We start from the raw sequence: 26,983 nt of genomic DNA, 5'->3' as shown, positions 1-26,983 counted from the left end.
GGCGAATAACGGCAGGCGAACCGCTGATGGCTTTCGTTTGGAAACGTTTGCTAGGCACCATCCCGAGTCTGATCGGCGTCGTCGTCCTGACCTTTTTCATCTCCCACGCCCTGCCGGGTGACCCGGCGGCGTATTTCGCCGGCCCCGCCGCGAACGCCGCATCGATCGAGAACATCCGCGCCACGCTGGGCCTCGATCGCCCGCTTCCAGTGCAGTTCGTGCACTATGTCGGTGACCTCGCGCAGGGCAACCTCGGCCGTTCGCTCACCACGGGACAGCCGGTGTTGACCGATCTGCTCGAGCGGCTGCCTGCATCGCTGGAATTGTCGTCCTTTGCGCTTTTGTTCGCGATCAGCATCGCCATCCCGATGGGGGTGTGGGCCGCGACCCGCATCAACGGAAGCGTCGATCACGCCTGCCGTGCGCTGGTCACCGTGAGCGCCGCTTTCCCAACGTTCTTCGTCGGGCTGCTGTTCGTCTACATCTTCTATTTCCTGCTCGGCTGGGCGCCGCAGCCGCTCGGCCGCCTGAACGAGATCGCCTTCTCGCCGCCACCGCACGTCACCGGGGCCTACACCATCGACGCACTCATCGCGGGCGATTGGCCGGTGCTCCGCGCGTCGTTGTCTCAGCTGATCCTGCCCGCGATATCGCTCGGCCTGTTCGCGCTGGCGCCGATCGCGCGCATCACGCGCGCGGCCATGTTGGAGGCGCTCGGCAGCGACTTCATCCGTACTGCGCGCGCCAGCGGCTTGCCGGTGCGCAAGATCCTGATGACCTACGCATTCCGCAACGTGCTGCTGCCGGTCAGCAGCGTGCTCGGTATGGTGTTCTCCTTCCTGCTCGGGTCCAACGTCCTGATCGAACAGGTGTTCGGCTGGCAGGGTGTCGGCGCCTACGCGGTCTCGGCCGTCATCGCGTCCGATTACGCAGCGGTTCAGGGCTTCGTCTTGATGATGGCGGTGCTTTACGTGCTGCTTAATCTCGCCGTCGACATTTTCGCGACGCTGGTCGATCCCCGCGTTCGGTTCGAGGGCTGAGCGATGAGTATAGTCACGCTCGCCCGCAACACAGGTTATGCCTTTGGCGAAAACCGCCTGACGCTGATGGCTGTGATCATCCTGGTGCTGCTGGCGCTGTGCGCGATTTTCGGACCTTACATCGCGCCGTACGATCCTCTGGTCACCTCCGCCACCACCAAACTGGCGCGGCCCAGCACCCTGCATCCGTTCGGGACCGACGCGCTCGGACGCGACATCCTCAGCCGTGTCATCGTCGCGACGCGCCTCGACCTCGGGATGGCAGTCTCGGCGGTGGCGCTGTCGTTCGTGGTTGGCCTGGCGCTCGGCTCGCTCGCCGGCTATTTCGGCGGCTGGACTGACCGCATCATCGGCCGCGCCATGGACACCATCATGGCGTTCCCGCTGTTTGTGCTCGCCATGGGCATCGTGGTGGCGCTCGGGAACAGCGTCGCCAACATCATCATCGCCACAATGATCATCAATCTGCCGTTCTATTGCCGCTTCGCGCGCGCCGAGGTGAACGTGCGGCGCGAGCTCGGCTATGTCGAGGCGGCGCGCATGGGCGGCAACGGCTCGCTGCGCGTCCTGCTCAACCATATCGTCCCGAACGTTCTACCGCCGATGATGGTGCAGGCTTCGCTCAACATGGGATGGGCGATCCTCAATGCCGCCGGCCTGTCCTTCATCGGGCTCGGAGCCCGACCACCGACGCCGGAATGGGGCATCATGGTCTCGGAAGGCGCCAGCTACATCATTTCCGGCGAGTGGTGGGCCTTCATGTTCCCGGGCGCCGCTCTCGTGCTCGCGGTGTTCTCCTTCAACATGCTGGGCGACGGACTGCGCGATCTGCTCGATCCGAGGAAACGCGTGTAATGGCGCAGCTCGAGATCGACAATCTGTCAGTGGAGTTTCGCACCCGTCACGGCGTGGTGCGGGCGCTGGACGACGTGAGCTTGTCGGTCGGCCGCGGTGAGATCGTCGGCGTGGTCGGTGAAAGTGGATCCGGAAAGTCGGTCACGGCCTACACCGTCATGGGCCTCAACGATGAGGCGGCGCAGATCACCAAAGGCAACATCACGATGGGCGGCATCGATCTTCTGGCGGCGCGCCCGGAAGCGATGCGCGAATTGCGCGGACGCGAGATGGCGATGATCTTCCAGAGCCCCCGCACGGCGCTCAATCCGATCCGTAAGGTCGGCAAGCAGATCGAGGACGTGCTGCAGGAGCATGCCGGGTTGCCGAGTCGTGATCTCAGGAAAGCGGCAATCGCAGCACTGGCGCGAGTTCGCATTCCCGATCCCGAACGCCGGGCGGAAGCCTATCCGTTCGAGCTCTCGGGCGGCATGTGCCAGCGCGTGATGATCGCCATGGCGCTGGCCTGCACACCGTCGGTCCTGATCGCGGACGAGCCCACGACGGGGCTCGATGTGACAACTCAGGCGGTGATCATGGACCTGATCAGGGACATGAGCCGCTCGACGCGGATGTCGACGTTGCTGATCACTCACGATCTCGGGCTCGCCGGCGAATATTGCGACCGGATCGCCGTCATGCATGCCGGGCACATCGTCGAGATCGCGTCGACCGAGGCGCTGCTCGATCATCCGGCCCATCCCTATACACGCCAGTTGCTCGCCGCCACGCCCGTCCCGGAATCGCGTCTCGACGACCTCAACTCCATTCCCGGCCATTTGCCCGATCTGCGCGGCGCGTTGCCGCCGTGCCGCTTCAGCGGACGCTGCGAGCGGCGGCAGCTAATCTGCGACGAGGCGGAGCTGCCCTGGACCGAATTGTCGCCCGCGCATGTCGTGCGCTGCCGGTTTCCCCTGTCATGACGCCGCTGCTCGAAGTCAGGTCGCTGTGCAAATTATACCCGATCAAGCGGGCGCCGCGCGGCGCCCGGCTCCACGCGGTCGACGATGTGGATCTGACGATCGGCACCGGTGAAAGCGTCGGCCTGGTCGGCGAATCCGGCTGCGGCAAATCCACCATGGTTCGCCTGCTTGGCCGGCTGATCGATCCCACGGCGGGCCAGATCCTGCTCGGCGGTGAGGATCTCACCGCGATTGCGCAGGCGAAGTTCGCGTCCTCGGCAAGCCGGCGGCGTGTTCAGGTGGTGTTCCAGGACGCGACCGAAAGCCTGAATCCATCGTTCCGCGCTTTCCAGGCGATCGCCGATCCCTTGAAACGGCTACTCGGCATGAATAACGGTGCCGAGCTGGACAGCCGCGTTCGCGCCACCGCCGCGCTGGTTGGACTGCCAGAAGAACTGCTGCAGCGCTACCCGCATCAATTGTCGGGCGGCCAGCGCGCACGGGTGGGCATCGCGCGCGCCGTTGCGGTCGAGCCGTCGCTGCTGATCCTCGACGAGCCGACCTCGGCGCTCGACGTGTCGGTGCAAGCCGTGATCTTGCGGCTGCTCGCCGACCTGCGCGCGCGACTGGCGATGAGCTACTTGTTCGTGTCGCACGATCTCAACGTGGTGCGGCTTCTCTGTTCGCGCGTGGTCGTGATGTATCTCGGCAAGATCGTCGAGATCGCACCGGCCGAGACGCTCTTCACTTCACCCCGTCACCCCTATGCGCAGGCGCTGGTCGCCGCGATCCCGGATCCGGCACGGCGCGGTGAAGCGCGGCCCCGACTCGACGGCAGTCCGAGCAGCCCGATCGATCCGGACCCCAACGTCTGCCGCTTCTACGGCCGCTGTCCCAAAGGGGCCGACATCTGCACCAAGGCCATGCCGCCGCTTCGCGCGGTTGGCCCGGACCATTTCGCCGCCTGCCACTTCGCTCTTTCACCCGATGGAGGAACCGATGAGCGCTGACAATCAGATCTGCCGCATGGACGCCGCGACCGTCGCGGCTAAGGTCAGGAACAAAGAGCTATCCGCCGCCGAGGTCACCGAAGCCGTTCTGCGCCGCATGGAGAAGCTCGAACCGCACATCCATGCCTTCTGCACACCGACGCCCGACGTGGCGCGCGCCGCGGCCGCGGCAGTCGACGCCAAGATCGCAGCCGGCAAGGATCCCGGCCTGCTGGCGGGCGTACCGATCGGAATCAAGGATCTCGTCGCCACCAAGGACATCCTGACGGTGATGGGTTCTCCGCTCTACCGGGACTTCGTGCCGGATGAGGACGACATTGTCGTCGAGCGGCTGAAGGACGCCGGCGCAGTCATCATCGGCAAGACCAACGTGCCGGAATTCGGCTACAGCGGCGTCGGCCACAACCCGGTGTTTCCGGCGACGCGCAATCCCTGGAATCTCGACATGACATCCGGCGGATCGAGCGCCGGCTCTGGAGCTTCGGTCGCGGCGGGCGTTGCGCCTTTCGCAATTGGCTCCGATGGCGGCGGATCGATCCGCATTCCGTCCGCGCTTTGCGGCCTGTACGGAATCAAAGCCTCGATGGGGCGGGTGCCGCTCTACCCGGGTTGCCGGGATGAACGCTATCCCGGCGTCTCGAGCTGGGAATCACTCGAGCACGTCGGCCCGATGAGCCGCACCGTGACCGACGCGGCGCTGATGCTGAAGGTGATCACCGGACCCGATCCGCGCGATCGCTATTCCATCCCGGCCGCCGACTTCGACTATGTCGGCGCCGTGAAGGAGAGCATCAAGGGCCTTCGCATCGCCTATAGCGAAGACTGGGGCTATGCGCCGGTCGACCCGGAAGTCCGCCGCGTCGTGTCTGAAGCGGTGCGCGTGTTCGAGACCGATCTCGGCTGCACGGTCGAGCGCGCCAATCCGGGATGGGAAGATCCGTTTCCGCATTTTTGGACCATCGTCGCCGGTGACACCGACCTCGCCGGCATGCGCCGCATGATGAAGGGGCATGAAAAGGAAATGTCGCCGCACCTTGTCGGCTTGTTGCAGCGGCAATGGACGGCCGAAGAATTCACTGACGCCAAGATGATCCGGCAGATGGTCTGCAACCGCATGTGGCGGTTCATGGCCAACTACGACCTCCTGATCACGCCGACGCTCGCGGTACCGGCATTCCCGCTCTACATGCAGGGGCCCGAGATCATCGAAGAGAAGATGGTCTCTACCGGCGATTGGCTCTGCTTCACCTTCATCTGCAATTTGACCGGCCAGCCAGCAGCGACCATTCCCGCCGGCTTCACCAAAACCGGTTTGCCTGTCGGCATGCAAATCATCGGTCGCCATCTGGCGGATCGTACCGTGCTCGCCGCCTCCGGCGCCTTCGAACAAGCGCGTCCGTGGGCTCACAAATGGCCGAAACTGCTGGGCGATCTCGGCCTCTGACGCTGCCTCGACTTTTCAACCGAAATCCAGAAAGGACGCGCGATATGAAGTTCGATCGTAGTCTCGCTACAGCGGCGCTGCTCACAGCGTCCGTTGTCTGGCCCGGCGCTTCCGCGCGCGCGGCCGAAATTGCCAAGGACACGATGGTGATCGTGTCCGAAATGGGCCCCAACGGTCTCGACACGATGGTGCCGACCGCCAACGATCACAGCCGCATGGTGGTGTGGCAGGCCTACGACCGGCTCGTCAGCCACGGCGAGAAAAAGCTGGCCGACGGCACGGTATCTTACGACGCCAAGGTCATGACGCCAGAGCTGGCCGAGAGCTGGGAAGCCAGCGAGGACGGCAAGACCTACATTTTCCATCTGCGGAAGGGCGCGACGTTCCACGATGGCAGCCCGGTCACCGCCAAGGACGTCAAATGGTCGTTCGATCGCGCCATCGCCGCCGGCGGCTTTCCGACGGTGCAAATGGCGGCGGGATCCCTGGTCAAGCCCGAACAGTTCACGGTGGTCGACGATCACACCTTCAAGGCGACGTTCGATCAGTTCAACAAGCTGACGATGCCTGACCTCGTCGTGCCGGTGCCCGTCATCGTCAATTCCGAGCTGGCCAAGAAGCACGCGACAGCGCAAGACCCGTGGGCGTTCGAGTGGGTGTCACGCAACGATTGCGGCGGCGGTGCCTACAAGGTGGAGTCCTGGTCGCCCGGCCAGCAGACTGTTTTTACCCGCTTCGACGCCTGGAAGTCCGGCCCGCTGCCCCAACTCAAGCGCGTCGTCTATCGGCAGATCGCCTCGGCCGGTACGCGTCGCGCGCTGCTGGAGAAGGGCGACGTCGATATGTCGGTCGGCCTTCCGCCGAAGGACTATGCCGAACTGGCAGAGCAGGGGAAGGTGACGATCATCGGCGTGCCGGTGCAGAACGACCTCGTGTTCGTCGATATGAATGTGAAGATCGCACCGTTCGACAATCCCAAGGTGCGCGAAGCGATCTCCTACGCCATCCCCTACAAGGAGATCGTCAGCTCCGCGCTCTATAACCGCGCCAAGCCGATGTTCGGTGGTGACCCTGACAAACCCTATCCCGACGCGACGTGGCCCGTTCCGATCAAGCATGGCCAGGATCTTGCGAAGGCCAAGCAGCTGTTGACCGAGGCCGGGTTCCCCCACGGCTTCAAGACCACGCTGTCGATCGATCTCAGCGAATCCACCGTGCGCGAGCCGACTGCCATCTTGATCCAGGAGGCGCTCAAGACGATCGGCATCGAACTCACGATCGAGAAGGTCCCGGGCTCGAACTGGTTTGCCCAGATGGCCAGCAAACCGATGCCGATGGTCATCGCCGAATTCTATGGCTGGCTCGATTACCCCGACTATTTCTTCTTCTGGACCTTCCACGGCGGCAACAACTCCGTGTTCAACACTGCCAACTACGTCAATCCCGACCTCGACAAGGTGATTGACCAGGCGCGCTTCACCCGCGATCCCGAGATCTACAAGACAAGCCTGAACAAGATGGTCGACATCGTCATGACCGACTTGCCTCGCATCCCGCTCTACACGCGGTTTGCCGACTATGCGGTGCAGAAGAACGTCAAGGGTTTTGAGTACTGGTTTCACACGCATCCGGATTTCCGCAAACTCTACAAGGAATGAGAGGACGGCAAGCGCGCTCGAACGGGGGCGCTTGCCATTCATCGGGGAAACACCGTGCAAGACACGCTCGGCGCTTTCGTTCCAGGCCCCATCATCCAACGGGCGCCGCACGGCTCAGGGCCACTTTCGGGCTTGAGCTTCGCGGTCAAGGACCTGTTCGATGTTGCAGGCGGCGTGACCGGCTGCGGCAATCCGGACTGGGCTGCCACCCACGAGATCGCAAAGGCCGACGCCTGGGCCGTCGACGCTCTGCTGGGCGCCGGCGCCTCGCTGACGGGCAAGACCATCACCGACGAGATCTCGCTCGGGCTGCTTGGCATCAACAAGTTTTACGGCACGCCGCTGAACCCGCGCGCGCCGGACCGTGTACCGGGCGGCTCGTCGAGCGGCTCCGCGTCCGCTGTTGCCGGCGGCCTGGCTGATTTTGCCTTGGGTACCGACTCCGGCGGCTCAGTGCGCATCCCCGCGAGTTTCTGCGGAATTTACGGCCTGCGTCCGACTCATGGTCGTATCTCCATCGCCGGCATGATGCCCCAGGCGCCATCATTCGATACCGTTGGCTATTTCACTCGCGATGCCCTGACTTTCGGCCGGGTCGGCGCGGTGCTACTCGGAGAGCAGGCGCCCGATGTCTTGCCCAGCGAGATCGTCGTTGCGGCCGACTGTTTTGCCATCGCCGACGAGCCGGTAAGGCGCGCCTTGCAGCCGGTTGTTGATCGGATGCGCGATGCAGTGGCGATCACCGCGTCGCCATTGGCCGAAGGCGCGCTCCTCGACTGGGCGCGCCACCAGCGCATCCTGCAGAAGTGTGAATTCCACGCCACGTTTCGGGATTGGATCGATCGCGTGAACCCGCGCTTCTCGTCGGAGGTAGCCGGCGCGTTTGCCGACGAAGGCCGCATTGAATCGAGTGACCTCTCGGCCGCCAAGGCTTTCCGCGAGTGCGTATCGAAGCGGCTCAACGATTTGCTCGAGGGGCGCCGCATGCTGTGCCTGCCGACCTCGCCCATTCTGCCGATAGGCCGCGACGCGCGCCTGTCGGACATTCGCGCGGCGGTACAGCGGATTGTCGACCTGACCGGTATCGCGGGCCTGACGGGCCTTCCACAGGTCAGCCTGCCCGTCGCTACATCCGGCTCTATTCCGGTCGGGCTGTCCCTCATTGGCTGGCGCGGCGGCGATGCGGCATTGGTCGCAGCAGCGCGCACCCTGGCGCGGGAATTCTCGATTGGACTGGCATGACCGACATCAAGGAAGCACGGACGCTGACCCTCGAAGGCGCGCTTAAGGTGCTCAACGCGGCAATCGGCGAGGCGACCCGCATTGGACAGCCGATGTGCATCGCAGTGGTCGATACCGGCGGCAATCTGCTGGCGTTCGGGCGCATGGACGGCTCGAAGGGACTTAGCGTGACCTCGTCCATCAACAAGGCACGGACGTCGGCACTGTCTGGCTCGCCGACCGGCAGCGCTCACGCGGACGTGGAAATCCAGGTCACTCTCGCGCATGAAAATCGCTGGACCAATCTGATCGGTGGTCTCCCGATCCGCGTCGATGGGTTCATCCTTGGCGCAGTGGCGGCGGGCTCCGGATCAGGCACACAGGATCTCGCTGTCGCCCGGGCCGGTGCGGCCGCGATCCCGGGAGCAGACATGTGCGTCGATTTCACGCCGATGGGCGCGGAAGACACCGGGATCATCAGGGGGGCGACGCTTCAGCCGAGGATTTGAAGCCAGCGGTCGGTCTGCGCACGACGACATAGGCCAAGGGGCGGAAGAGAGCCAAAAGTGATTGCTAGGCTCGGTGGAGCAATGTCTGCACTGGGTCAAGAGCGGGCCGGGATGGATCGCTAAACTTGCCCCTTGGTTGAGGGGCGTGAGTGAGGTGTGCTCCCGCTCGCATGGGGTAGTTGTCGGTCTGTAGCCAAGTGCGCCAAAAGGGACGTTGGCTAAACGTCGAAAAGCGTTTCTTCATTCTTCAAAGTAGCGATAGCGAATCCGTGCGGGCCGAGATCTCGAAAGAACTCACGGATAACGTCGATGAGGACTCGCACGTATTCGGGCTTATTCGATCCGTAAACGTCGGCGATGACGAGCGTGGGTGCGGGCAGATCGTCAGTTATCGGCAGCCGGATAAGCTCAGTGCCGTCCGGGGAAGCGTGGCCCAGTGGGGGCATGTTGAGCACAGAAACTCCAAACCCGCACGCAACAGAGGTCCTGATAGTCTCGTAGTTGCGCGTGCGGAAGCCGATCGTTGGTTGAGTTGCCAGCACATCGAACAATGTAAGGAGATACAGCGCGGTCTGTGGCAAATCCAACAGAACCAAAGGCCGAGTTGCCAATTCTGCGATAGATACGGCCGGCTGACGCGCGAGTTGGTCGGATCGCGAAATTAGCGCATGCGCAGGTACTTTACAGACGCGTGTTGTGTTCTCTTTGAAGTGCGGTCCGATATCATAAGTTACGACCAGGTCGACCGCTCCGTTTGCGAACCATTCTCGCAACTGCAACTGGTCTCCCTCGAGCACAGAAATCTCAACCGGCCCAACGCGCTCGATGTAGCGCTTCAGTGTGTCGGGAATGAAAAGTGCGCCGAAAGGATTGAAGCAGCCAATACGGATTGCCGGCGTGCTCAGTCCTCCCAAGCGAGCTATCGTCCTTTTGAATTCTGCATCGGCGGTCAGCATCGAGCGGGCTGCGCAGATAAAGCGTTCTCCCGCCGGGGTTACTCTGACCCCGCGTGAGGGACGCCTCTCAAAGATTCGAGCGCCCATTTCGGTTTCAGCAAGTTCAATCGCCGCAAGGATCGACGATTGCGAGATCCGCAAACTCACCGATGCTGCGTGCATGCTGCCAAGCCTGGCGACTTCGCTTACGTATCGAATTTGCCGAATCGTAAGATCCACAAGGCGTTCCCTACAGTTGATCGATGGTCTTTCTACAAATTATGCATTTTATGACCAGCTCGTAAATTCCTAATGCTCGCCGGACGGAGCCGAGTTTGACCGCTCCTGACTGTGAGAGAGGGAAAAGCAGTGTCTATGGACGTCTTCAGTCCGCCTGATGGGACCGACATATGTGGGCTGAATGCAGCCCAGGTGCTTTCCGCCTATAAGAAGGGGACATTGTCACCGATTGAGGTGACCGAAGCCGCTTTGGAGAGAGCTGAGGCAGTCAACGGGGAGCTGAACGCGTTCACGTTTATCGACCGGGATCGGGCTAGGAATGAGGCGCGTCGGTCCGAAGCTCGCTGGAGGTCCGGCGCACCCTTGTCAGACCTCGATGGCGTCCCGACAACGATTAAGGACATCGTCTGGGTCGAGGGGTGGTCGGTTCGGTGCGGCAGCCGCACGACGACAGCTTCGCCGTGTGAAAGGGATGCGCCGTCGGTCGAGAGGCTGCGCCGCTCAGGCGCGATCTTCATCGGGCAGACAACAACGCCGGAATTCGGCTGGAAGGCGGTTACCGACTCTCCTCTCTTTGGCGTGACGCGCAACGCCTGGGATCCTTCGATGACGGCAGGAGGATCCTCCGGAGGAGCAGCGGTAGCCGCAGCTGTCGGAGCGGGCAGCCTTCATTTGGGTAGCGATGGCGGTGGCTCGATACGCATTCCGGCGTCGTTCAACGGCATAGTCGGACATAAGCCGTCATTCGGACGTGTGCCCGCTCATCCTCCCAGCGCTTTTGGAACAGTGGCGCACATCGGTCCGATGGCACGAAGCGTTGGCGATGCTGAAGCCATGCTTGAGGCGATGTCTGGGCGCGACTTGCGCGACTGGGCGCAGGGCGCAGGCAAATTACCAAGATTGGGGAAGCGGCAGGCGGACTTTACGGGGATGCGGATCGGATACTGGTCAACTCCCCCTGTAGGACACGTCGACAGGGAAGTGGAATTGAGTGTGGCGGCTGCGGTTCGGCGAATGGAGGAGTGGGGAGCGATCGTCGAGCCGGTCGAATTGCCTTCCATTGATCTTCTTGAGCTGTTCCATATCCACTGGTTTTCGGGGGCCGCCAATCGGCTCGTCTCAGCGGGCGAAGTTGCCTCCGAAGTATACGATGCCGGCTTCCTGTTGGCCGCCGCGAAAGGCCGTGAGTACAACGCTGCTACCCTGGTGGCTGCCCAAGTGCTTCGCGCCGAATTCGGCGCCTTCATGGACGAGTTGCTCGAGAGTTACAATGTGTTGGTCTCTCCAGCCGCCGCCATTCCTCCGTTCGCAGCCGGGCGAGATGTGCCAGAAGGTAGTGGCCTTAGCCATTGGACCGAGTGGGCATCCTTCAGCTTTCCCATCAATCTGAGCCAGCAGCCTGCGTGCGTAGTTCCTTGCGGAATGACGGCTTCTGGAGCTCCAATTGGACTGCAATTTGTTGGCGCACGAGGAAATGACTCAGGCGTACTCGCCACGGCGCGGGCTTACGAACTGGTGTCACCCGAGCACTTCAGGATGGTCGATCTGACTAAGCGATCACGAAAGAGGATGGACGGCGTCGGAGCGACGCGCAGCGAATAGCGACCGGAACGAGAACGTACTGACGTTCATCAGGGGGCGCTCGGATGTGCGACCATCTATTGTTCTTTGGCGAAGTCGGAAGTCTCGCTTGAATGGATCGAGCGACCGGGGCCAGACGATGAGCGTGACTTGCGACGTCGCTGGTACAGTTCTTGGCTCATGGTTTTCGTTGCCCGCTGAGGTCGATGGAAGCTCTCGGAGTGTTCTTCGGCAGGCCGAACAATCTGATGTAACGGTAGGGAGAAGTGGGTATGGCGAAATACACTGGCCATTACATCGATGGGCGGCGGTGCGTAGGTCAGGGTCGACGGACCTCAACGGTCTTCAATCCGGCGACAGGCGAGCACACGGGATTGGTACCTCTTGCATCCGGCTCGGACGTTCATCGCGCGGTTGCGAGTGCGACTGCGGCTTTCGCGATCTGGTCGGAGATTACTCCCCTGCGCCGAGCACGAATTCTCAACAAGTTCTTGCGGCTTCTGGAGGAAAGGGCGGAACGCCTGGCAGCTCTGATTAGCGCGGAGCATGGCAAGGTGCTCGCTGATGCGATGGGCGAAGTGCAAAGAGGCATTGAAGTTGTTGAGTTCGCGACCGGTGCCCCGCAGCTTCTGAAAGGGGAGTTTACCGAAAGCGTCGGAACACGGGTTGACAGTCATTCGGTCCGACAGCCGATTGGGGTCGTGGCAGGGATTACGCCGTTCAACTTCCCCGCGATGGTCCCCATGTGGATGTTTCCAGTCGCTCTTGCCTGCGGCAACTGCTTCATATTGAAACCTTCGGAGCGCGTTCCTTCTGCCGCGATCCTGCTCGCCGAGTGGCTAACCGAGGCCGGCCTTCCGCCAGGAGTATTCAATGTCGTTCAGGGCGATAAACAAGCGGTCGATGCACTCTTAGTCCATCCGGATGTTGCGGCAGTGAGTTTCGTCGGGTCGACGCCGATCGCTCGATACGTCTACGAGACGGCAGCCCGCTTCGGAAAGCGCTGTCAAGCGCTAGGTGGTGCAAAGAACCATATGATCGTGATGCCTGATGCGGATTTGGATCAAGTTGCGGATGCCTTGATGGGAGCGGCCTATGGAGCGGCAGGCGAGCGTTGCATGGCGGCCTCCGTGGTGGTGCCAATCGGCGAACATACGGCTAACGAATTGATCGCGCGGATGGCCCCCAGGGTGCATGCGCTCAGGATCGGACCGGCGACCGATCCTGACGCTGAGATGGGGCCATTGATAACAAAACAGCATCTAGAGAGGGTCTGCGCTTACATCGAATCGGGCGTGACCCAGGGAGCAAACCTGCTGGTCGACGGTCGTGGTTTCAAGATGCAGGGTCACGAAGGGGGGTATTTTATTGGGGGCTCTCTCTTCGACCAAGTTGAGCCGAATATGACGATCTACAGAGAAGAGATCTTCGGACCGGTGCTTTGCGTCGTGCGTGCGGAAAGCTTCGAAGCTGCCGCCAGCCTGATCAATCGAAGCGAATTTGGCAACGGTACTGCGATCTTTACCCGTGATGGGAAAGCAGCGCGTGAATTCGCGCATCGGATACGCGTCGGCATGGTGGGGGTCAATGTTGCTATCCCCGTTCCCATGGCTTTCCATTCCTTTGGAGGTTGGAAGGCCTCTCTGTTCGGTGGTCATCATATCCACGGTCCAGAGGGAGTGCGCTTCTACACGCAATTGAAGACGATTACGACACGATGGCCCACAGACATTCGCCTGGACGTCAATTTTGCCATGCCGACCTTCCATTAGTGGGGCCGAGCACCGGCAGTGCGTGTCGGTAGCGACCGGTGTACTTTCTCCCCGTCACGACGTTCTCTCAGCAAAGGCCCCGCTGACAGCGCCACCCCACGAGGCGCGCAGCAATTCGGTGTCATCATCGCCAATGACGCCACATAGTGGTTCTCGACTGGCTGGAGTGGTGTTTGCGCGTAGACGCGTGCGGCCAAGGGCCCGCAGCGGTCTCTCGTGTTGGGGGGACGGCCCCCTTCCGCCACACCGCGTGGCAAGATGAGGTCGTCGCTGACCTCAAACGAAGGAGCCGCCCGTGGAAACGATTGTTCGCACCGGCCTGGATACGTCGAAGATTGTATTTCAGCTGCATGGCGTTGACGGGACAGAGCAGCTGGTTTTTACGGCGTAAGTTGAGGCGCGGGCAGGTTTGTTGCGAACCGTTTTGGTCGCTGGCGCGACGGCTGTGATCGCGGATATTCGCCGACGGAAACTCGCTCCTGGCCCTGGCTGAAAGATATCAGCGCACGCAAGCCGCCGAAGCTAGTGCCCATAGCGTTGGCAAACAAGCTGGCGCGGATTGCCTGGAAACTGATGGTCAGCGGCGAGCGGTTTCGACCTGCAAGCAGCGTCATGCCGATGCCGACATAGACTTGAACGAAATGCAGAGCTTGGCGCCAGACCGGCAGGTTTGACGCTAAGGGCGGAACTTGCAGGATAGTAAGAGGTGGTACGTTCGGCGCGAGCCGCTCAGTGAAATGCTCCGCTCGGTTTACCGGCAGAAAATGCCGCTCTCGTGTTTGGATCTCACTGTCCGCGGAGCCCATCTTGGCCGGTGGTCGCAAGACCCGAAAACAGGCCGGACATACGAGCGCAAGCGATCCGCGCAAGCTGCTAGAGCCGTCCTTGCAAGTCGGGGGCCAATGGTATGGACCCCGCCCTTGCCGCGGTGGAATCTCAAGCGTCAACTGCAGCGAAGGAGGATGTTATGCAGGTCGTTCGGATAGGTCTAGATCTGGCGAAGTATGTCTTCGAAGTTCACGGCGTCGACAACCACGGGAAAGTCGTTGTGCGAAAGAGGTTACGTCGCGATGCGGTGGCCGGCTTTTTCGCCAATTTACCGGCCTGCCTGGTCGGCATGGAGGCTTCCAACGGGGCACACTATTGGGCTCGCGTGCTCACGGAGCTTGGCCATCAGGTCCGACTAATCAGCCCTCAGTTCGTGACACCATACGTCAAGTCGAACAAAAACGACCAGAACGATGCGGAAGCCATCTGCGAAGCGGTCGGTCGTCCGTCCATGCGCTTCGTGCCACCGAAATCAACCGATCAGCTGGCGGTACAGGCCGTCCACCGCATTCGCCGGCGCCTGGTCGCCGATCGAGTCAGGCTCGTCAATCAGATTCGCGGTCTTCTGTCCGAGCATGGGATTGTCATTGCCCGTGACATCGCGCAGCTGCGGCGTGGCCTCGCGGTCATCGTAGGAAACATCAATGACGACCTCAGCGAGATGCTCCGAGCGCTCATGAGGGAACTGCAAGAGGAGTTGTCCGAGCTTGATACCCGCATTGCAGCCTATGACCGGCGGATAAGGGAAATCTTCCGTACGAGTGAGCAGTGCCAGCGGCTCGGCAAAATCGAAGGCGTCGGACCTGTGACAGCAACAGCCTTGGTCGCCGCCGTGGGCGATAGAAGCTGTTTCAAGAACGGCCGACAGTTCGCGGCTTGGCTTGGTCTGGTACCCAAGCAGCGATCCAGTGGAGGGCGGGCCCGCTTGTTCGGCATCAGCAAACGGGGCGATCGATACCTGCGGACGCTGATGATTCACGGAGCTCGCGCCGCTTTAAGCCGTGCTAATGGCAAGCAGGATCCGCGAAGCCTCTGGCTCGGCAAGATGCGGCAACGGCGCCATCCCAATGTCGCGGCCGTGGCTCTTGCCAACAAGAACGCGCGGATCGTGTGGGCTATGCTCACAGGCGGCGCGGCTTATGAGCCGGCGCTTTCGGTGAAGGCGGCCTGAAGCGAAGCGGCAATCAAGGAAAGGAGGTCTCACCGGCAATTGCAACAAATGGCAGGAGATGGCGAAACGGTCACCCCGTCGCTTCCCGAACCTGATGTGTGGACCGGCATGGCTTGCGCCGATGTCTCGGGGCCGTTGAGGTGGAAGCGGGCGAAAACCATCGAGGCTTGCGGCGGAGACGTTGTCCAGCCGCATCAAGAAGCCGGATATACGTCAGCAGTTGTGGCCGTCGATCCTGATCAAGCCAGTCGTTGCAATCGGGCGGGGTCCATATACGTCCACATATGAACCCGAGCCCTTTCGGTCTCGGCCTGCCGGCTTCGATCCCTGGCGTAGGACCATGATGGAGTCGTCGTTCGATATCTCCAAATCTGACGAGTGACTTGACGCGATAATCCACACAGCAGAATTGTCGCCGGAGGCGCTCTTTGATGAAGCCGGCCGTAAGCGGCCGGCGCTTGTTTTTACCCCCGGAAGGCGGGGTAGGCGGCGCTCCCGCATAGCCCCGAACCGGTGAGCCGCAACCGCGCCCCTCTCTGCTCCTCCAGGACGATCATGATGATGGCGCGGTCCTCCGCTCGCGCTCCGGCCGTTCCGGTGCGGCCCACCTCAAGTGTTCGGGGCTTTCCGGTCGCTCTTCGCCGCCCACCCCGCCTTCCGGGGGCAGGTTGCGGAAGAAGAGTTGACGGAGATCATCATGACCAAGGGCCGCAAGCGTGATTGCACGACGATGACAAAACCGAGCCTTTACGAAGAAATCACCTCGCACATCATCGCCGACCTGGAGGCCGGCACCTTCCCATGGGCGCGACTCTGGGGCGCGAGTGGTGAGAGCAAGGCGTTTGCGTTGCCCAGCAATGCCGCGACCGGCAATCCCTATTCCGGGATCAATATCCTGATCCTGTGGGGCAAGATGTTTGAATCCGGCTTCACCTCTCAAAGGTGGCTCACCTTCAATCAGGCATCAGCCCTCGGCGGCACCGTACGCAAAGGAGAGCATGGCACGACGGTCTGTTATGCCGACCGCTTCGTCCCCAAGCGCGCGCAAGATTCTGCGCGCCGAGGCACAGAGGGGCAGGCGGAGGAGGGGGAGGCAAGTATTCCCTTCCTGCGCCGCTACACGGTTTTCAATCTGGATCAATGCGACCAATTGCCGGCCGATCTCAGCCTCGCGTCACCCGAACTGCCCGAGCGGCAGCTCGTGCCGCAGGCCGAGGCGCTCGCCAAGGCAACGCTTGCCGATATCCGCATCGGCGGCGCGGACGCATTCTATCTGCCGCTGGCAGATACCGTTCACATCCCGCCACAGCCGGCATTCTTCGAGCAGATCAACTTCTATCGGACGCTCTTTCATGAGCTCGGACACTGGACCGGCCATCCCAACCGGTTGAACCGCGACCTCACGGGTACCTTCGGCTCGAAACCTTACGCCCATGAGGAATTGGTCGCCGAGTTGACCGCCGCTTTTGTCTGCGCCGCGCTCTCCATCAAGCCGACGGTCCGGCATGCCGACTATCTCGGTTCATGGCTGGACGTGCTCCGCAGCGACAGCCGCGCAATTTTTCGGGCCGCAAGCAAAGCCTCCAAGGCCGCCGATTTTCTGCTCGCGTTCAGCGAAGACAACCGAGCGGCCGCAGCGAAGGCGAGGGCGCCCTGAGCCGCGCCCTCGATGAGCCGCGTGCGGCCGCCGCCTGTGTGCCGCGCTACATGGCGTTTCCGATCGGTCATTAGGACGCCAAATAATCGCTATCTCGGCCCGCGCCTGCGAGATGATTAACCCTTTGTTTACCAGCCCTTGACGCTCTCGATTCGGGCGCAAGGACGCAATTTGCGCCCGAATTCTGCGGTGTCCGAGTCGCCTTGGAGTCAATCGGGCGAGGTGGAAATTTAGCCGGAAGCGATTCTGACGACTCAGCCTATTGGAGGGTCCAAGCAGAGCGCGTGCAGCGCATCATGGAGCCGACCATGGTTGATCCCTTCAAGGCGTTTCCCGAACCGCATGCAGTGAAGCTCAGGCGTATTTGCGTTGCTCAGGTCGTGGTGAGCGTCTCGGCACTGACGTCAACGGCCGTACTGCTGTCGTGCCTCACGATCGTCGTGAACAAGCTCTGATTGGCTGGAAAGAGCGACGCCGTCCTGACGCAGCCTGCAATGCTCTATTGCCAAAACGCCAAAGCCGGATCGTATCGCGCCCGGCGCGTCTACGATCCGGCTTAACGACGAGCTATCGTTCCAGCCATCGCCGTGAGATCAATCAGGTGGCAAGTCCACAAAGGCCAAATGCCTCAGGGGCGTGCCTCTGGCGGGAGCGAAAGCGGGTCTCGATGCCCGAAGACCTACTACTTTTTCTTGGCGGCCTTCTTCGCCTTCTTCGCGACGGTCTTCTTTGCCTTCTTCGCTTTCTTAGCCATATGCCCTCCGTCAATCCTCAATGGATGCAAACCGGGAATCGGTATGCACAGAAAAAAGTGTAACACTGTTTTGAAAGATTGACAGTGAGGCGGCTTGATCGCGCTTTTCGAGTCGCTCGACGTTGTTCGAGAAGATAGCGCTGCATGAGAAGAGCGACCGATGCCGTCGCATCGCTGCCGCGGCAATTCCAGGCAACGGCTGCCCCATGAGACAGCGATCTCAAGAGAAGGCAGTCCCAAGAGAAGGCGATCCTAAGTGAGCCGTCTCCAACACGCGGCTCCGTGCTCGCAGGACGCCTTTAAGAGAAAGCCGTGACGAGAGGGCCCCGCGACCGATGCTGGCGGAGACCGTTGGCGTCAGTCGGTGGATTTCCTGATCAAGGCGACGACGCTGTCGTCGTCCTCGCCGGCCGCCCGCCGAGAATGCGGCAGAGCTGGCAGGCCGGAGGTTGGCGCTGCCAGGGCGAGGTTCACATAGTCCTTGCTGCTGTTTCGCCGGAGCAGGTCCAACCTGTAGCGATCGCGATACGCCGGGGCATGTCACGAACGTCAGAGCGGGTCTCGGCGGCCTTGGCGCGGTTGGGGATGATGTCGACGCCGAGGCACTGATGAGAGACTGCGGTAGCCCTCGAGCGCCATCGTCTCGAGACATTCCGACGTGCGTCGGCCTTTGTCCTTCTGTGTTAGCGGGTCCGATCTCCCTGCGCGTGGCTGAGTCACCTATGGGAAGGGCTCCGCCTGCCAAACCCTCGCTCGCATAGCTTTTTTCCCCGCCGGACAAGTCCGGCTCCTCGCGGCCGCTTCGCTCCAAAAAAGCCATCGGCTCAGGTGCTCCGCATGCGCTACGCCCCGCGTCAACGCGGGTTCGAAGGCGTTTCGCTTCCCATCACGGTCCAGCCATCGCGAGGGGATCGGCTCCTCGCGAACAAGGGACAAAGACCATGACCGCAATCGGATACGTCACCAAGAACGACAACGGCAGCTACAAAGGGCAGCTCCGCACCGTCTCTATCAGGGCCGACATCGACATCATCCCCAACCGCGACAAGACCGCCGACATCCACCCCGACTTCCGCGTGATGACCCAGGGCGTCGAGATCGGGGCAGGCTGGATCCGCCGCGGCGAGAACAGCGGCAAGGACTATGTGAGCCTCTCGCTGGCAGCGCCGGAGTTCGGTCCGCGCAAACTCTACGCCAATCTCGGCCGAGCCGCCGGCCAGGACGACGACAGCGTCTTCGCCCTGATCTGGAACCCCGGCGACTAACGCCAACGGCCCCCGCGAACACCGGTCGCGGGGGCCCTCACTTGACCGCTCTCTCGGAGTTGCGCTCGTGCCTCAATTGGTCGAAACCATCTGCATAGGGACATTGTCTGCTGGGGCGACCATTGGAAAATTCTGTCACGCCGTCGCGCGAAGGCGCCGGTGATCGTGCTGCCCGCGATCCTGTCGGCTGCAATCCCGTCGCCTATGACGGCAGCGATTGGGCCTGGGAGTTCCTGCGCCGCAACGAGGACTACGCCAAAGACTGGCGTTGCTCTGTGCCACAACGCTTGCCATGCATCACGCTGATCGACGGCACAAAGCTGTTGCGGCTGCCGAGACGCTTTCCCCGGGCGGAGAAATGGGGCCTCCACGCCTTCGCCAATCCCACGCTTGATGCCGCGCAAACGCCCGTGTTCTGGCATGCGAGCGCTCTCAAACGCGTGGTCCGGTTGAAGGCAACTCGGCCGACAGGGGAGGACAAAAGCGGCGCGATGACGCTCGCAGATTTCAAGGTTGATCGACGTGCCGTGATCGACGCCGAAGGCGTCCCGCTCGTCCTCTTGAAAGGCGGCGGGGTCCATATCCCCCTCGAAATCCACGGCCTGCGCGCCCTGACATTGCCCTTCGCGCCAGTCTTCGAACTGCACGATCTCGCCGATCTCTCGGCCCAGACGGACCTCCTGAAGCAGCTCAAGCGCTTCACTGAGCAGGGCTTCCAGGCCTCTCAGCGATCGCCATTTGCAAACGACGAGCGCTTGCAACACGCGCTCATCGCGCTCGATGAGAGCCGTCGTGGCAAGACTTACCGCGAGATCGCGATCACGATCTTCGGAGAGAAGAAAGTCACCGAGGAATGGCGCAGCCATAGTCAATTCTTGAAGGACCGCACGCGACGGCTCGTCGCGAAAGGCAACGAGCTCATGCGAGGTGGCTATCGAGACCTCCTGGGTTAACGAGGCCTTGCCGGATTAGCCGACTGGCCGAGTTCCCCGCTCACTAGACCAATTTTGCGCGCGCCTAGTGGCGGAATGCGCCTCGCCCAACTTCGCCACTCCCTAAACCGCTCCCGATCGGACGACGCTTCTTCACACACCTACGGGTTGCGTGGGCTGTAAGAAGGAACACTTCTGCATGACCGGAAACGACGACAAGGAAGCCGAGAAGCCCTTTCTCAACACCGTAGAGGCCGCAGCCTGGCTGCGGCTCACCAAGAACACCCTCGAGAAGATGCGGGTGACCTCTGGTAATGATGCGCTGCTGGAGCAAGAGCTCCCAAGCGTCATAGCCAGTTAGGTTAAGGAGTGGTACTTGCTGGTCATTGCCATCCTTTTCCCTTGGATCTTTGCGGTCTCGGATTAGGAGGATCCGTTTCTTCAAATCAACGTCCGGCCAGTCGGGCCGGCAAATCTCCTCTTGCCTCATCGTCGTTGCGACCGCGTATCGGACAATGCGGCCCATTGGGATGACCTGTCGATAGTTGGATTCGAAGTATTCAATGAGCTCGTCAAGCTCATCCTGAGTTGGTCGCCGGTCTCGCTCGTCGGACTTTCCAACGAGACCCAAATACTTCAGCGCCACGCGTGCCAGGCGAACCTCTTCGGCAGAGATCTCGATGCCGTGAACGGCAGCTGCGTGAGTTGCCACGGTTCTGATGAACGACATGTCGATCGCAAGCGTAGCTGGTCCTGCACCTTCCTTCGCTCGCTTGCGGCCATATTCGATCAAACGTTCGCGGTTGAGGCGAGGAAGCTTCGTTGATCCGAGGTCCTCCTTCAGTGCCTCCAGGACGGCTGCCTTGGATCTACGGGGAGGGCGGCCAACCTCGAGCATGTCTTCGATATGGAGATCGATAATATCGCCAAAGGTTTTCGCTCTTACCGCGGCGCGGGGCTTCGGCGACCCGCTACGATCAATATTGCACTCCATATCGAGCGCCCATTCCTCACCGTCCTTGCGCCGACGAAAGGTCTCTGCCACGTAGCGGTTCTTGCGGCGTACCTGGACGCGCCAGTTCCCGGACGGCAACTGAGTGAAGCTGGCCACGGTCGTGTGCACTCCCCAAATCGTGTGCGCTACGTGTGCACTGAGAGGTCGAAGCGGGTACAAACGTGTGCAATTTCGGCTAGTTTGGAGTGCACATGTTCATGTTTCATCCTGTTGAAGCATAAGGTAAATCATTGAAATCGCAATACTATCGCTTTTCTGTGGCTCCGATGATGGACTGGACCGATAGCCGCTGTCGGGTGTTCCATCGCCATCTGACGCGGCGGGCGCTGCTCTACACGGAGATGCTGACGACCGGGGCCATCATTCATGGCGACCGGGAGCGGCTGCTGGGGTTCGACGCGGTCGAGCATCCGGTGGCGCTTCAGCTTGGCGGGTCGGATCCGCGCGAGCTCGCACAGGCGGCGCGGATCGGCGAAGAGTTCGGCTATGACGAGATCAACCTCAATGTCGGCTGCCCGTCGGATCGTGTGAAGGATGGCCGCTTTGGAGCCTGCCTCATGGCGGAGCCGGAGCTTGTGGCGCGATGTGTCGACGCGATGAAGGGCGCGGTTTCCATTCCCGTCACCGTCAAATGCCGCATCGGCATCGACGATCAGGATCCGGAGGTCGCGCTCGATACGCTTGCGCGCGGAGTGGTCGCCTCAGGCTGCGATGCGCTGATCGTGCATGCCCGCAAGGCCTGGCTCAACGGTCTGTCGCCGAAGGAGAACCGCGACATCCCGCCGCTCGACTATGACCGCGTCTATCGCCTCAAGCGCGCGATGCCTGATGTGCCCATCATCATCAACGGCGGCATCCGCGGTATCGACGAGGCGAAAGCGCATCTCGAGCACGTCGACGGCGTGATGCTCGGCCGCGCCGCCTATCAGGAGCCATGGCGGCTGCTCTCCGTCGATCAAGACATCTTCGGCGAAGCGGCGCCGCATGCGACGATGCAGGACGCGCTCGAAGCGATGATGCCCTATATCGAGCAGCAGCTTGCGCGGGGCACGCGGCTGCATGCGATCACGCGGCATTTCGTCGGGGCGTTCCACGCCGTGCCCGGTGCGCGCGCCTTCCGCCGCCATCTTGCCGAGCAGGGGGTGAAGCCGGGCGCCGGTGTGGACGTGCTGCGCGATGCGATCGCACGTGTCGGTGCGCGCGCTCCGGCGGAGGCCGCGGCCTAGCCCAAACGGGTGAAGAGCCGGATCGTGAAAATCCGGCTCCTCGTCGATCCGTCTCAGCGGAGCAGATCGAAATGATAGTTCACGCCGACGCGGAAGGTGTGGAATTTCGCGGCGTTCCAGTCCGGCAGATCGTCGTGCTTGAACTCGGTGTAGAGATATTCTGCCTTGGCCGACCATTTCGGCAGGAACGCCCATTCGACGCCGCCGCCCGCGGTCCAGCCCATCTTCATCTTGTTGATCGGCCCGTCCTTCAACTCGCCGGTGGCAAGACCCGCGGTCCCGAAGAACAGCAGCCGTGAATCCATCGTCGCGATGCCGGCGCGGGCGCGGCCGGTCATGTACCAGGGGATGCTCACCGCGGCGCTGTTGAGCGCGTCGTGGTTCTTGATGTCGCCGCCCTCGAAGTCATTCTCGATGCCGACCACGAACATCGGCGAGAGCTGGTAGTTGTAGCCAATCTGCACGCCGCCGACGGCGCCCTTGACCTTGCCGCCGCTGATGCCGACGAGATTATTGAACGCGTCGTCGCCGCTCTCTGCGTAGCCGGCGTTGAAGCCCGCATAGAGACCCGTCCACGAATACACCGGCTGCGGCGCCGTGTAGGCGGAGGAGGGCGCGGCGTAGCGCGGCGACAGGTCGGCAGCGCAGGCGCTGCTCGCGGCGAACACCGCGGCAAAGGGCAGGGCGCGCATCGTGCGGCGTAAGGCGGCTCTGGCAGTCATGACTCTCAATCTCCCACTTGGCCGCACCTCACGGAGCAGCCTTGTCCAACCCCGATCCGGGAATAGGCTTGTTATAAACCGACTAGGCGGTTTGTAAATGGAGGAAATGCCACATCGATGGATTGTTCGCGGGGGCTCGGGTTAGGCGGTTGGCTGGAAGCCGCGCCGATGTAGCGCAGCGCGCTGGCGCAAAGGTGGCCTCGCGGACTGGATCAAGCGGGGCTGCCTGGATGGAGCGGCGCCGTTAGTTTGACTGGCGCCAGAGCGGCCAAGGGCGATTTAACAAGCGCCGATCGCGTTGTGCGGCTCAGGCAGTCCCGGCTGATTGGGCCTGGATCGTGCGCACGGATCGGGTAGCGAAGCGCATTATCGCAACGCGCGGCGATCTGGCAATTCCGGGTAGCCGGTGAGCATCAGCTTGTCGGCGCGCACACCCCAGCTCTCCAGGCGGTCGAGGAAGCTCATGCCGAGCAGATTGGTCTTCATCTGCCCGCGCGGCACGACGAGGGCCGGCACCGACTTTTCGACGAGGTGGCCGACGGAGAGACGGTCGAGCGTAAGGCGGGCAGCCTTGGTGTGGCCACCCGCGGTTTCGAGATCGACGTCGTATTCGAGCATCTCGAGAGGCAGTCCGATCGCTTTTGCGGTTTCCCAGGTCAGCACCACGGAGGTCGCACCGGTATCGATCACCATCGGTGCGGCGACGCCGTTGATCTTGGCGCGCAGCGCGAATTCGCCGCCCTGGCCGCGCTGGATCTGCACGGCCGGGGCCGGGGAGGCGATCTGCGCGCGAAACATGTGCGAGACCTTGTTGCTCGCGCGCGCGATCCGGTCGGGATCGCCATAGGCGACGACGGCACCGGCCGTGCCAGCGAGCATAACGAGAACGAGCAGGAAGCGGATCATTGCGCGCCTCCGAGGCGACGCAGGGCGGTCAGGCGCGTTTCGGCGATCCCGCGATCGGCTGCAAACCCGCGTCCGCCATGCGTGCCGGCAACAGCGCCATCACCGCGAGCCGTTCCGTGCTCTCCATGGCGTGCCAGCGCGCGATCTCCGGCAATGTCCGGCCGCAGCCGAAGCACAGCCTCGTCTTGGGATCGATCATGCAGACGGCGACGCACGGCGTTTCTTTGCTCATGTGGCCATAGTGGGGGATCGTCGGGCATGTCTGCAAGCATCTCGTTAAGAGCCCGTACCTGCGCTCATGATCGGCTTGTGGCGCGGCCGGCGCTTCTCGTCGGGCACCGCGGAACTGTCCGGCTGGAGCGGCGGAGAATCGTCCGACATCGGCGCCAGCGCACTCATCACGCGCTCCGGCGGGAAGGTGACGATCACCTCGGTGCCGATGCGCAGCTTCGATTTCAGCGTGAATGTACCGCCATGCAGGTCGATCAGGTTCTTGGCGATGGGCAGGCCGAGCCCTGCGCCCTGTTCGGCCGACTTGATCGAGTTGGAGCCCTGGCCGAACGAGGCGAGCACGATCGGGATCTCGTCCTCGGGGATGCCGGAGCCGGAATCCTTCACCGAGAGATATTGCCCGCCCGAAGCGGTCCAGCCGGCCTTGAGCCAGATCTCGCCGCCTTGCGGGGTGAACTTGATCGAGTTGGAGAGCAGGTTGAGCACGACCTGGCGGATCGCCCGCTCGTCGGCCCAGAGCCGCGGCATGGCCTGCTCGAATACCTCGTGGATGGTGATGCCGCGGCTCGAGGCGCGCAGCTTCATCAAATGATGGCAGTCGGCGACGATGCCGACCAGTGACACCGCTTCCTCGTTGAGCTCGTAACGGCCAGCCTCGATCCGCGACAGATCGAGGATCTCGTTGATGAGGTTGAGCAGGTGCACGCCGGAATTATGGATGTCGGCGGAATATTCCTTGTAGACCGGGACCGCGTGCGCACCAAAGATTTCGCTCTTCATCACCTCGGAGAAGCCGAGGATCGCGTTCAGCGGCGTGCGCAGCTCGTGGCTCATCTGCGCGAGGAAGCGCGATTTTGCGACGTTGGCGGATTCGGCGCGGTGGCGCGCTTCGTCCGAGATCGCCTTGGCCTGTTCGAGCTCGCCGATCAGCGCGTCCTTCTCGGCGCGTGCCTCGAGCGTGGCGAAAGTTGAGGAGTGCAGGCGGTGCGCCAGCAGCACGAAATAGCCTTCGGCTGCGAGCGCGAGCGCCGCCAGGATGTAATTGTCGAGCGCGCCGGTGATTGCAAAGCTCAGCGCCATCGCGACCGCGACCGGCGCCGTGGCGGCAAGGGCGGCGATCGGCAGATTGGCGGCCAGCATGCTCGACACTGCGATCACCAGCAGCATCAGGAACATCATCAGCGTTTCCGTGACCATGTCGAGCACGGGATGGATCAGGATCGCCATCCAGCACAGGCCATAGAGCAGGTCGAGCACGACGAAGTGCGTCCGCCAGGCGCGCGTCGCCGCGGGCGAGGAGGCCTCAGTCAGGAAGCGGTGGCAGCTGCGGATCATCGCGGCGTGGATGCAGAGCATGCCGGCGGTCCAGGCCGCGGCCGGGATCGGCTGCATCCACAACCCGAACAGCACGCCGGTGGCGACCACCAGCAGCATCACGACATAGGAGGCCGACAGCCGCGTCTGGGCATATTGGCGCAGCATCTCGGCGTCGAAAGCCGGCCGGGTTCCGCTGGTCGACGTTAACTTGTCGCGCGCCTCGCGTACCCGCTGCGACGCAACCCGGCGGCTGCTCGCCGATGGCGCGCTCACCGGCTCGGCCGGAAGCTGTACGACCTCTGGCTTTTCAGCGGGTTTACTCATCGAACAACAACATTCCTGCCTGCGCAAAGGCGGGCCTTCTGCATTGTCTATCTCTGGCAAGAAATCCTTAAGAGGTGACTTAAGGAGCTAAAGAATTACGTTAACCCGGCGTTAATTTTGAACGCGCGCAGTGCCGGTCAGTGCAGTGCCGCATGCTGGGCGACGTAGACCACCGCGCCCGCCAGATAGCCCGCGAGCGCGGGGATGGCGATGCGGCGGGCGTACCAGAGGAACTCGATCCGCTCGAGCCCCATGGCGGCGACGCCCGCGGCCGAGCCGATGATCAGGATCGAGCCGCCGGTGCCGGCGCAATAGGCGATGAACTCCCAGAGGAAGCTGTCGGTCGGGTAGTGGCCGAGGTCGTACATGCCCATGGTCGCCGCCACCAGCGGCACGTTGTCGATGACGGCGCTGAGCAGGCCGAGCACGACGACGATGACGTCCTGGCGGCCAATCGTCGCCTCCAGCCAGAGCGCCAGCATCGACAGGAGGCCCGCATGTTCGAGGCAGGCGACCGCCAGCAGAATGCCGAGGAAGAACACGATCGAGCTCATGTCGATCCGCGTCAGCGCATGCGCGAGCGTCAGCGGCCGGCGAACATGCTCGTCCTTGTCGCGGTGAACGACCTCGCCGACCAGCCAGACGATGCCGAGCCCGAGCAGCACGCCCATGAAGGGCGGCAGATGCGTGACCGCCTTGAAGGCCGGCACGGCGATCAATACGCCGAGCCCCAGATAGAACATCAGATTGCGCTCGAACGACCCGACGAGCTGAACTCCGTCGTCCTTGGGTGGTGGCGCGATGGTCTTGCCTTTCACCAGAAGGCTGATGAAGGCGAGCGGCACGAGCAGATTGACCAGCGAGGGCAGGAACACCGAACCCATGATCTTCAACGGCGTGATCTGCCCGCCGATCCACAGCATGGTCGTGGTGACGTCGCCGATCACGGTCCAGGCGCCGCCGGCATTGGCGGCGATGACGATGAGGGAGGCGAACAGCAGGCGGTCGTCGCGCCTGGCGATCAGCCGCTGGATCAGCGAGACCATCACGATGGTGGTGGTCAGATTGTCCAGGATCGCGCTGAGGAAGAAGGTCACGAAGCCGATCAGCCACATCAGGCGGACCTGACTGGTCGTGCTGATGCGAGAGGTGATGACCTCGAAACCGTCGTGGGCGTCGATCACCTCGACGATGGTCATCGCGCCGATCAGGAAGAACACGATCTGCGCGGTGGAAACGACGGATTCGTCGATCTGCCGGCCGACCATGGCGTAGTCGCCGATCGTGGCCGCGTAGATCGCCCAAAGCAGCCCGGCGCCGATCAGCGCCGTGGCACTCTTGCTGATCCGGAGCGGGTGTTCGAGCGCGATCGCCGCATAGGCCAGAACGAAGATGACGGCGATCGCGATCAGCAAGGTGGGATCAGTTC

General features: G+C 62.4%; 23 protein-coding genes and 2 pseudogenes. 18 read left to right on the top strand and 7 right to left on the bottom strand.

The genetic code is table 11. The annotated features are described in order from the left end of the window. Positions 1-23 precede the first annotated feature (23 nt). The 8 genes from ACVJ5M_RS30980 to ACVJ5M_RS30945 are packed head-to-tail and all read left to right on the top strand — an operon-like array spanning position 24 to position 8,678. The gene (locus ACVJ5M_RS30980) at positions 24-1,040 is read left to right on the top strand and encodes an ABC transporter permease (RefSeq protein ID WP_063984046.1); all 1,017 of its coding nucleotides are present in this window, start codon (positions 24-26) and stop codon (positions 1,038-1,040) included. Between the two features lie 3 nt (positions 1,041-1,043). After that, positions 1,044-1,895 (top strand): ABC transporter permease, encoded by an 852-nt coding sequence (locus ACVJ5M_RS30975; protein WP_354100305.1) that lies wholly within the window; start codon positions 1,044-1,046, stop codon positions 1,893-1,895. Further along, the gene (locus ACVJ5M_RS30970) at positions 1,895-2,857 is read left to right on the top strand and encodes an ABC transporter ATP-binding protein (RefSeq protein ID WP_063984045.1); all 963 of its coding nucleotides are present in this window, start codon (positions 1,895-1,897) and stop codon (positions 2,855-2,857) included. Before ACVJ5M_RS30975 ends, ACVJ5M_RS30970 begins: the two co-directional genes overlap by 1 nt. Next, positions 2,854-3,846, top strand: coding sequence for an oligopeptide/dipeptide ABC transporter ATP-binding protein (locus ACVJ5M_RS30965; RefSeq protein ID WP_063984044.1), 993 nt, complete (start codon positions 2,854-2,856; stop codon positions 3,844-3,846). The genes ACVJ5M_RS30970 and ACVJ5M_RS30965 overlap by 4 nt, the downstream gene beginning before the upstream one ends. Further along, complete coding sequence (locus ACVJ5M_RS30960) at positions 3,836-5,290, top strand: amidase (protein WP_354100304.1); 1,455 nt, start codon at positions 3,836-3,838, stop codon at positions 5,288-5,290. Before ACVJ5M_RS30965 ends, ACVJ5M_RS30960 begins: the two co-directional genes overlap by 11 nt. Before the next feature lie 44 nt (positions 5,291-5,334). Next, the gene (locus ACVJ5M_RS30955) at positions 5,335-6,948 is read left to right on the top strand and encodes an ABC transporter substrate-binding protein (RefSeq protein ID WP_456679559.1); all 1,614 of its coding nucleotides are present in this window, start codon (positions 5,335-5,337) and stop codon (positions 6,946-6,948) included. 54 nt (positions 6,949-7,002) lie between these two features. Beyond that, the gene (locus tag ACVJ5M_RS30950; RefSeq protein ID WP_063984042.1) at positions 7,003-8,190 is read left to right on the top strand and encodes an amidase; all 1,188 of its coding nucleotides are present in this window, start codon (positions 7,003-7,005) and stop codon (positions 8,188-8,190) included. Continuing rightward, positions 8,187-8,678: a GlcG/HbpS family heme-binding protein gene (locus ACVJ5M_RS30945; RefSeq protein ID WP_063984041.1), complete on the top strand. Its 492-nt coding sequence runs from the start codon at positions 8,187-8,189 to the stop codon at positions 8,676-8,678. The genes ACVJ5M_RS30950 and ACVJ5M_RS30945 overlap by 4 nt, the downstream gene beginning before the upstream one ends. 218 nt (positions 8,679-8,896) lie before the next feature. Here ACVJ5M_RS30945 and ACVJ5M_RS30940 read toward each other — a convergent pair whose 3' ends face one another. Further along, the gene (locus ACVJ5M_RS30940) at positions 8,897-9,853 is read right to left on the bottom strand and encodes a LysR family transcriptional regulator (RefSeq protein ID WP_028152372.1); all 957 of its coding nucleotides are present in this window, start codon (positions 9,851-9,853) and stop codon (positions 8,897-8,899) included. Positions 9,854-9,988: 135 nt separating this feature from the next. Here ACVJ5M_RS30940 and ACVJ5M_RS30935 point away from each other — a divergent pair, with 135 nt between their 5' ends. From ACVJ5M_RS30935 to ACVJ5M_RS30895, 9 genes and pseudogenes are all read left to right on the top strand, one after another. Then, positions 9,989-11,455 carry an amidase gene (locus tag ACVJ5M_RS30935; RefSeq protein ID WP_063986461.1) on the top strand — a complete coding sequence of 489 codons (1,467 nt, stop codon included), beginning with the start codon at positions 9,989-9,991 and terminating at the stop codon, positions 11,453-11,455. A gap of 251 nt (positions 11,456-11,706) precedes the next feature. Continuing rightward, positions 11,707-13,206, top strand: coding sequence for a CoA-acylating methylmalonate-semialdehyde dehydrogenase (locus ACVJ5M_RS30930; RefSeq protein WP_063984040.1), 1,500 nt, complete (start codon positions 11,707-11,709; stop codon positions 13,204-13,206). A gap of 295 nt (positions 13,207-13,501) precedes the next feature. After that, positions 13,502-13,616, top strand: a pseudogene (locus ACVJ5M_RS30925) (IS110 family transposase); the annotation flags it as partial. Beyond that, positions 13,598-13,836, top strand: a pseudogene (locus ACVJ5M_RS30920) (IS110 family transposase); the annotation flags it as partial. The pseudogenes ACVJ5M_RS30925 and ACVJ5M_RS30920, both read left to right, overlap by 19 nt. A gap of 337 nt (positions 13,837-14,173) precedes the next feature. Next, on the top strand, positions 14,174-15,205 hold the full coding sequence (locus ACVJ5M_RS30915; protein WP_247296495.1) for an IS110 family RNA-guided transposase: 1,032 nt from the start codon (positions 14,174-14,176) through the stop codon (positions 15,203-15,205). 697 nt (positions 15,206-15,902) lie between these two features. Next, positions 15,903-16,862 carry an ArdC family protein gene (locus tag ACVJ5M_RS30910; RefSeq protein ID WP_063986460.1) on the top strand — a complete coding sequence of 320 codons (960 nt, stop codon included), beginning with the start codon at positions 15,903-15,905 and terminating at the stop codon, positions 16,860-16,862. A 308-nt stretch (positions 16,863-17,170) separates the two neighbouring features. Then, positions 17,171-17,317 (top strand): hypothetical protein, encoded by a 147-nt coding sequence (locus ACVJ5M_RS30905; protein ID WP_155256151.1) that lies wholly within the window; start codon positions 17,171-17,173, stop codon positions 17,315-17,317. A gap of 1,240 nt (positions 17,318-18,557) precedes the next feature. Beyond that, positions 18,558-18,881, top strand: a complete 324-nt coding sequence (locus tag ACVJ5M_RS30900; protein WP_028152370.1) for a DUF736 domain-containing protein — start codon at positions 18,558-18,560, stop codon at positions 18,879-18,881. A 122-nt stretch (positions 18,882-19,003) separates the two neighbouring features. Beyond that, positions 19,004-19,834 (top strand): DUF2285 domain-containing protein, encoded by an 831-nt coding sequence (locus ACVJ5M_RS30895; RefSeq protein ID WP_028159861.1) that lies wholly within the window; start codon positions 19,004-19,006, stop codon positions 19,832-19,834. 64 nt (positions 19,835-19,898) lie between these two features. On the opposite strand, the gene ACVJ5M_RS30890 is transcribed toward ACVJ5M_RS30895, so the two are convergent. Then, positions 19,899-20,924, bottom strand: a complete 1,026-nt coding sequence (locus ACVJ5M_RS30890; RefSeq protein WP_354099194.1) for a site-specific integrase — start codon at positions 20,922-20,924, stop codon at positions 19,899-19,901. A gap of 134 nt (positions 20,925-21,058) precedes the next feature. On the opposite strand from ACVJ5M_RS30890, the gene dusA reads away from it, so the two are divergent. Further along, complete coding sequence (gene dusA / locus ACVJ5M_RS30885; RefSeq protein ID WP_354095267.1) at positions 21,059-22,054, top strand: tRNA dihydrouridine(20/20a) synthase DusA; 996 nt, start codon at positions 21,059-21,061, stop codon at positions 22,052-22,054. Between the two features lie 53 nt (positions 22,055-22,107). Here the strand turns inward: dusA and ACVJ5M_RS30880 are convergent, their stop codons facing one another. The 5 genes from ACVJ5M_RS30880 to nhaD all read right to left on the bottom strand — a co-directional run bounded on the left by ACVJ5M_RS30880 (position 22,108) and on the right by nhaD (position 26,969). Further along, positions 22,108-22,776, bottom strand: a complete 669-nt coding sequence (locus ACVJ5M_RS30880) for an outer membrane protein (protein WP_038943855.1) — start codon at positions 22,774-22,776, stop codon at positions 22,108-22,110. A gap of 366 nt (positions 22,777-23,142) precedes the next feature. After that, the gene (locus ACVJ5M_RS30875; RefSeq protein ID WP_063984038.1) at positions 23,143-23,682 is read right to left on the bottom strand and encodes a TIGR02281 family clan AA aspartic protease; all 540 of its coding nucleotides are present in this window, start codon (positions 23,680-23,682) and stop codon (positions 23,143-23,145) included. Between the two features lie 28 nt (positions 23,683-23,710). Continuing rightward, positions 23,711-23,914 (bottom strand): DUF1289 domain-containing protein, encoded by a 204-nt coding sequence (locus ACVJ5M_RS30870; protein ID WP_028146760.1) that lies wholly within the window; start codon positions 23,912-23,914, stop codon positions 23,711-23,713. 44 nt (positions 23,915-23,958) lie between these two features. Further along, entirely contained in the window at positions 23,959-25,554 is a 1,596-nt protein-coding gene (locus tag ACVJ5M_RS30865; RefSeq protein WP_063984037.1) for a sensor histidine kinase, read from the bottom strand. A gap of 137 nt (positions 25,555-25,691) precedes the next feature. Further along, a complete protein-coding gene (nhaD, locus tag ACVJ5M_RS30860; RefSeq protein WP_354095268.1) occupies positions 25,692-26,969 on the bottom strand; it encodes a sodium:proton antiporter NhaD in 1,278 nt (425 codons plus the stop codon). Positions 26,970-26,983 lie beyond the last annotated feature (14 nt).

The organism is Bradyrhizobium sp. S3.7.6, from assembly GCF_054061875.1.
The sequence above is the reverse complement of the archived record's forward strand: the minus strand, read 5'-3'. Positions and strand labels throughout refer to the sequence as shown.

Excerpts from the sequence above, each read along its gene's own strand:
- ACVJ5M_RS30975 (WP_354100305.1), top strand. The coding sequence starts at position 1,044 with ATGAGTATAGTCACGCTCGCCCGCAACACAGGTTATGCCTTTGGCGAA.
- ACVJ5M_RS30970 (WP_063984045.1), top strand. The coding sequence starts at position 1,895 with ATGGCGCAGCTCGAGATCGACAATCTGTCAGTGGAGTTTCGCACCCGT.
- ACVJ5M_RS30965 (WP_063984044.1), top strand. The coding sequence starts at position 2,854 with ATGACGCCGCTGCTCGAAGTCAGGTCGCTGTGCAAATTATACCCGATC.
- ACVJ5M_RS30960 (WP_354100304.1), top strand. The coding sequence starts at position 3,836 with ATGAGCGCTGACAATCAGATCTGCCGCATGGACGCCGCGACCGTCGCG.
- ACVJ5M_RS30955 (WP_456679559.1), top strand. The coding sequence starts at position 5,335 with ATGAAGTTCGATCGTAGTCTCGCTACAGCGGCGCTGCTCACAGCGTCC.
- ACVJ5M_RS30945 (WP_063984041.1), top strand. The coding sequence starts at position 8,187 with ATGACCGACATCAAGGAAGCACGGACGCTGACCCTCGAAGGCGCGCTT.
- ACVJ5M_RS30935 (WP_063986461.1), top strand. The coding sequence starts at position 9,989 with ATGGACGTCTTCAGTCCGCCTGATGGGACCGACATATGTGGGCTGAAT.
- ACVJ5M_RS30930 (WP_063984040.1), top strand. The coding sequence starts at position 11,707 with ATGGCGAAATACACTGGCCATTACATCGATGGGCGGCGGTGCGTAGGT.
- ACVJ5M_RS30915 (WP_247296495.1), top strand. The coding sequence starts at position 14,174 with ATGCAGGTCGTTCGGATAGGTCTAGATCTGGCGAAGTATGTCTTCGAA.
- ACVJ5M_RS30910 (WP_063986460.1), top strand. The coding sequence starts at position 15,903 with ATGACCAAGGGCCGCAAGCGTGATTGCACGACGATGACAAAACCGAGC.
- ACVJ5M_RS30905 (WP_155256151.1), top strand. The coding sequence starts at position 17,171 with ATGGTTGATCCCTTCAAGGCGTTTCCCGAACCGCATGCAGTGAAGCTC.
- ACVJ5M_RS30900 (WP_028152370.1), top strand. The coding sequence starts at position 18,558 with ATGACCGCAATCGGATACGTCACCAAGAACGACAACGGCAGCTACAAA.
- ACVJ5M_RS30880 (WP_038943855.1), bottom strand. The coding sequence starts at position 22,776 with ATGACTGCCAGAGCCGCCTTACGCCGCACGATGCGCGCCCTGCCCTTT.
- ACVJ5M_RS30875 (WP_063984038.1), bottom strand. The coding sequence starts at position 23,682 with ATGATCCGCTTCCTGCTCGTTCTCGTTATGCTCGCTGGCACGGCCGGT.
- ACVJ5M_RS30870 (WP_028146760.1), bottom strand. The coding sequence starts at position 23,914 with ATGAGCAAAGAAACGCCGTGCGTCGCCGTCTGCATGATCGATCCCAAG.
- ACVJ5M_RS30865 (WP_063984037.1), bottom strand. The coding sequence starts at position 25,554 with ATGAGTAAACCCGCTGAAAAGCCAGAGGTCGTACAGCTTCCGGCCGAG.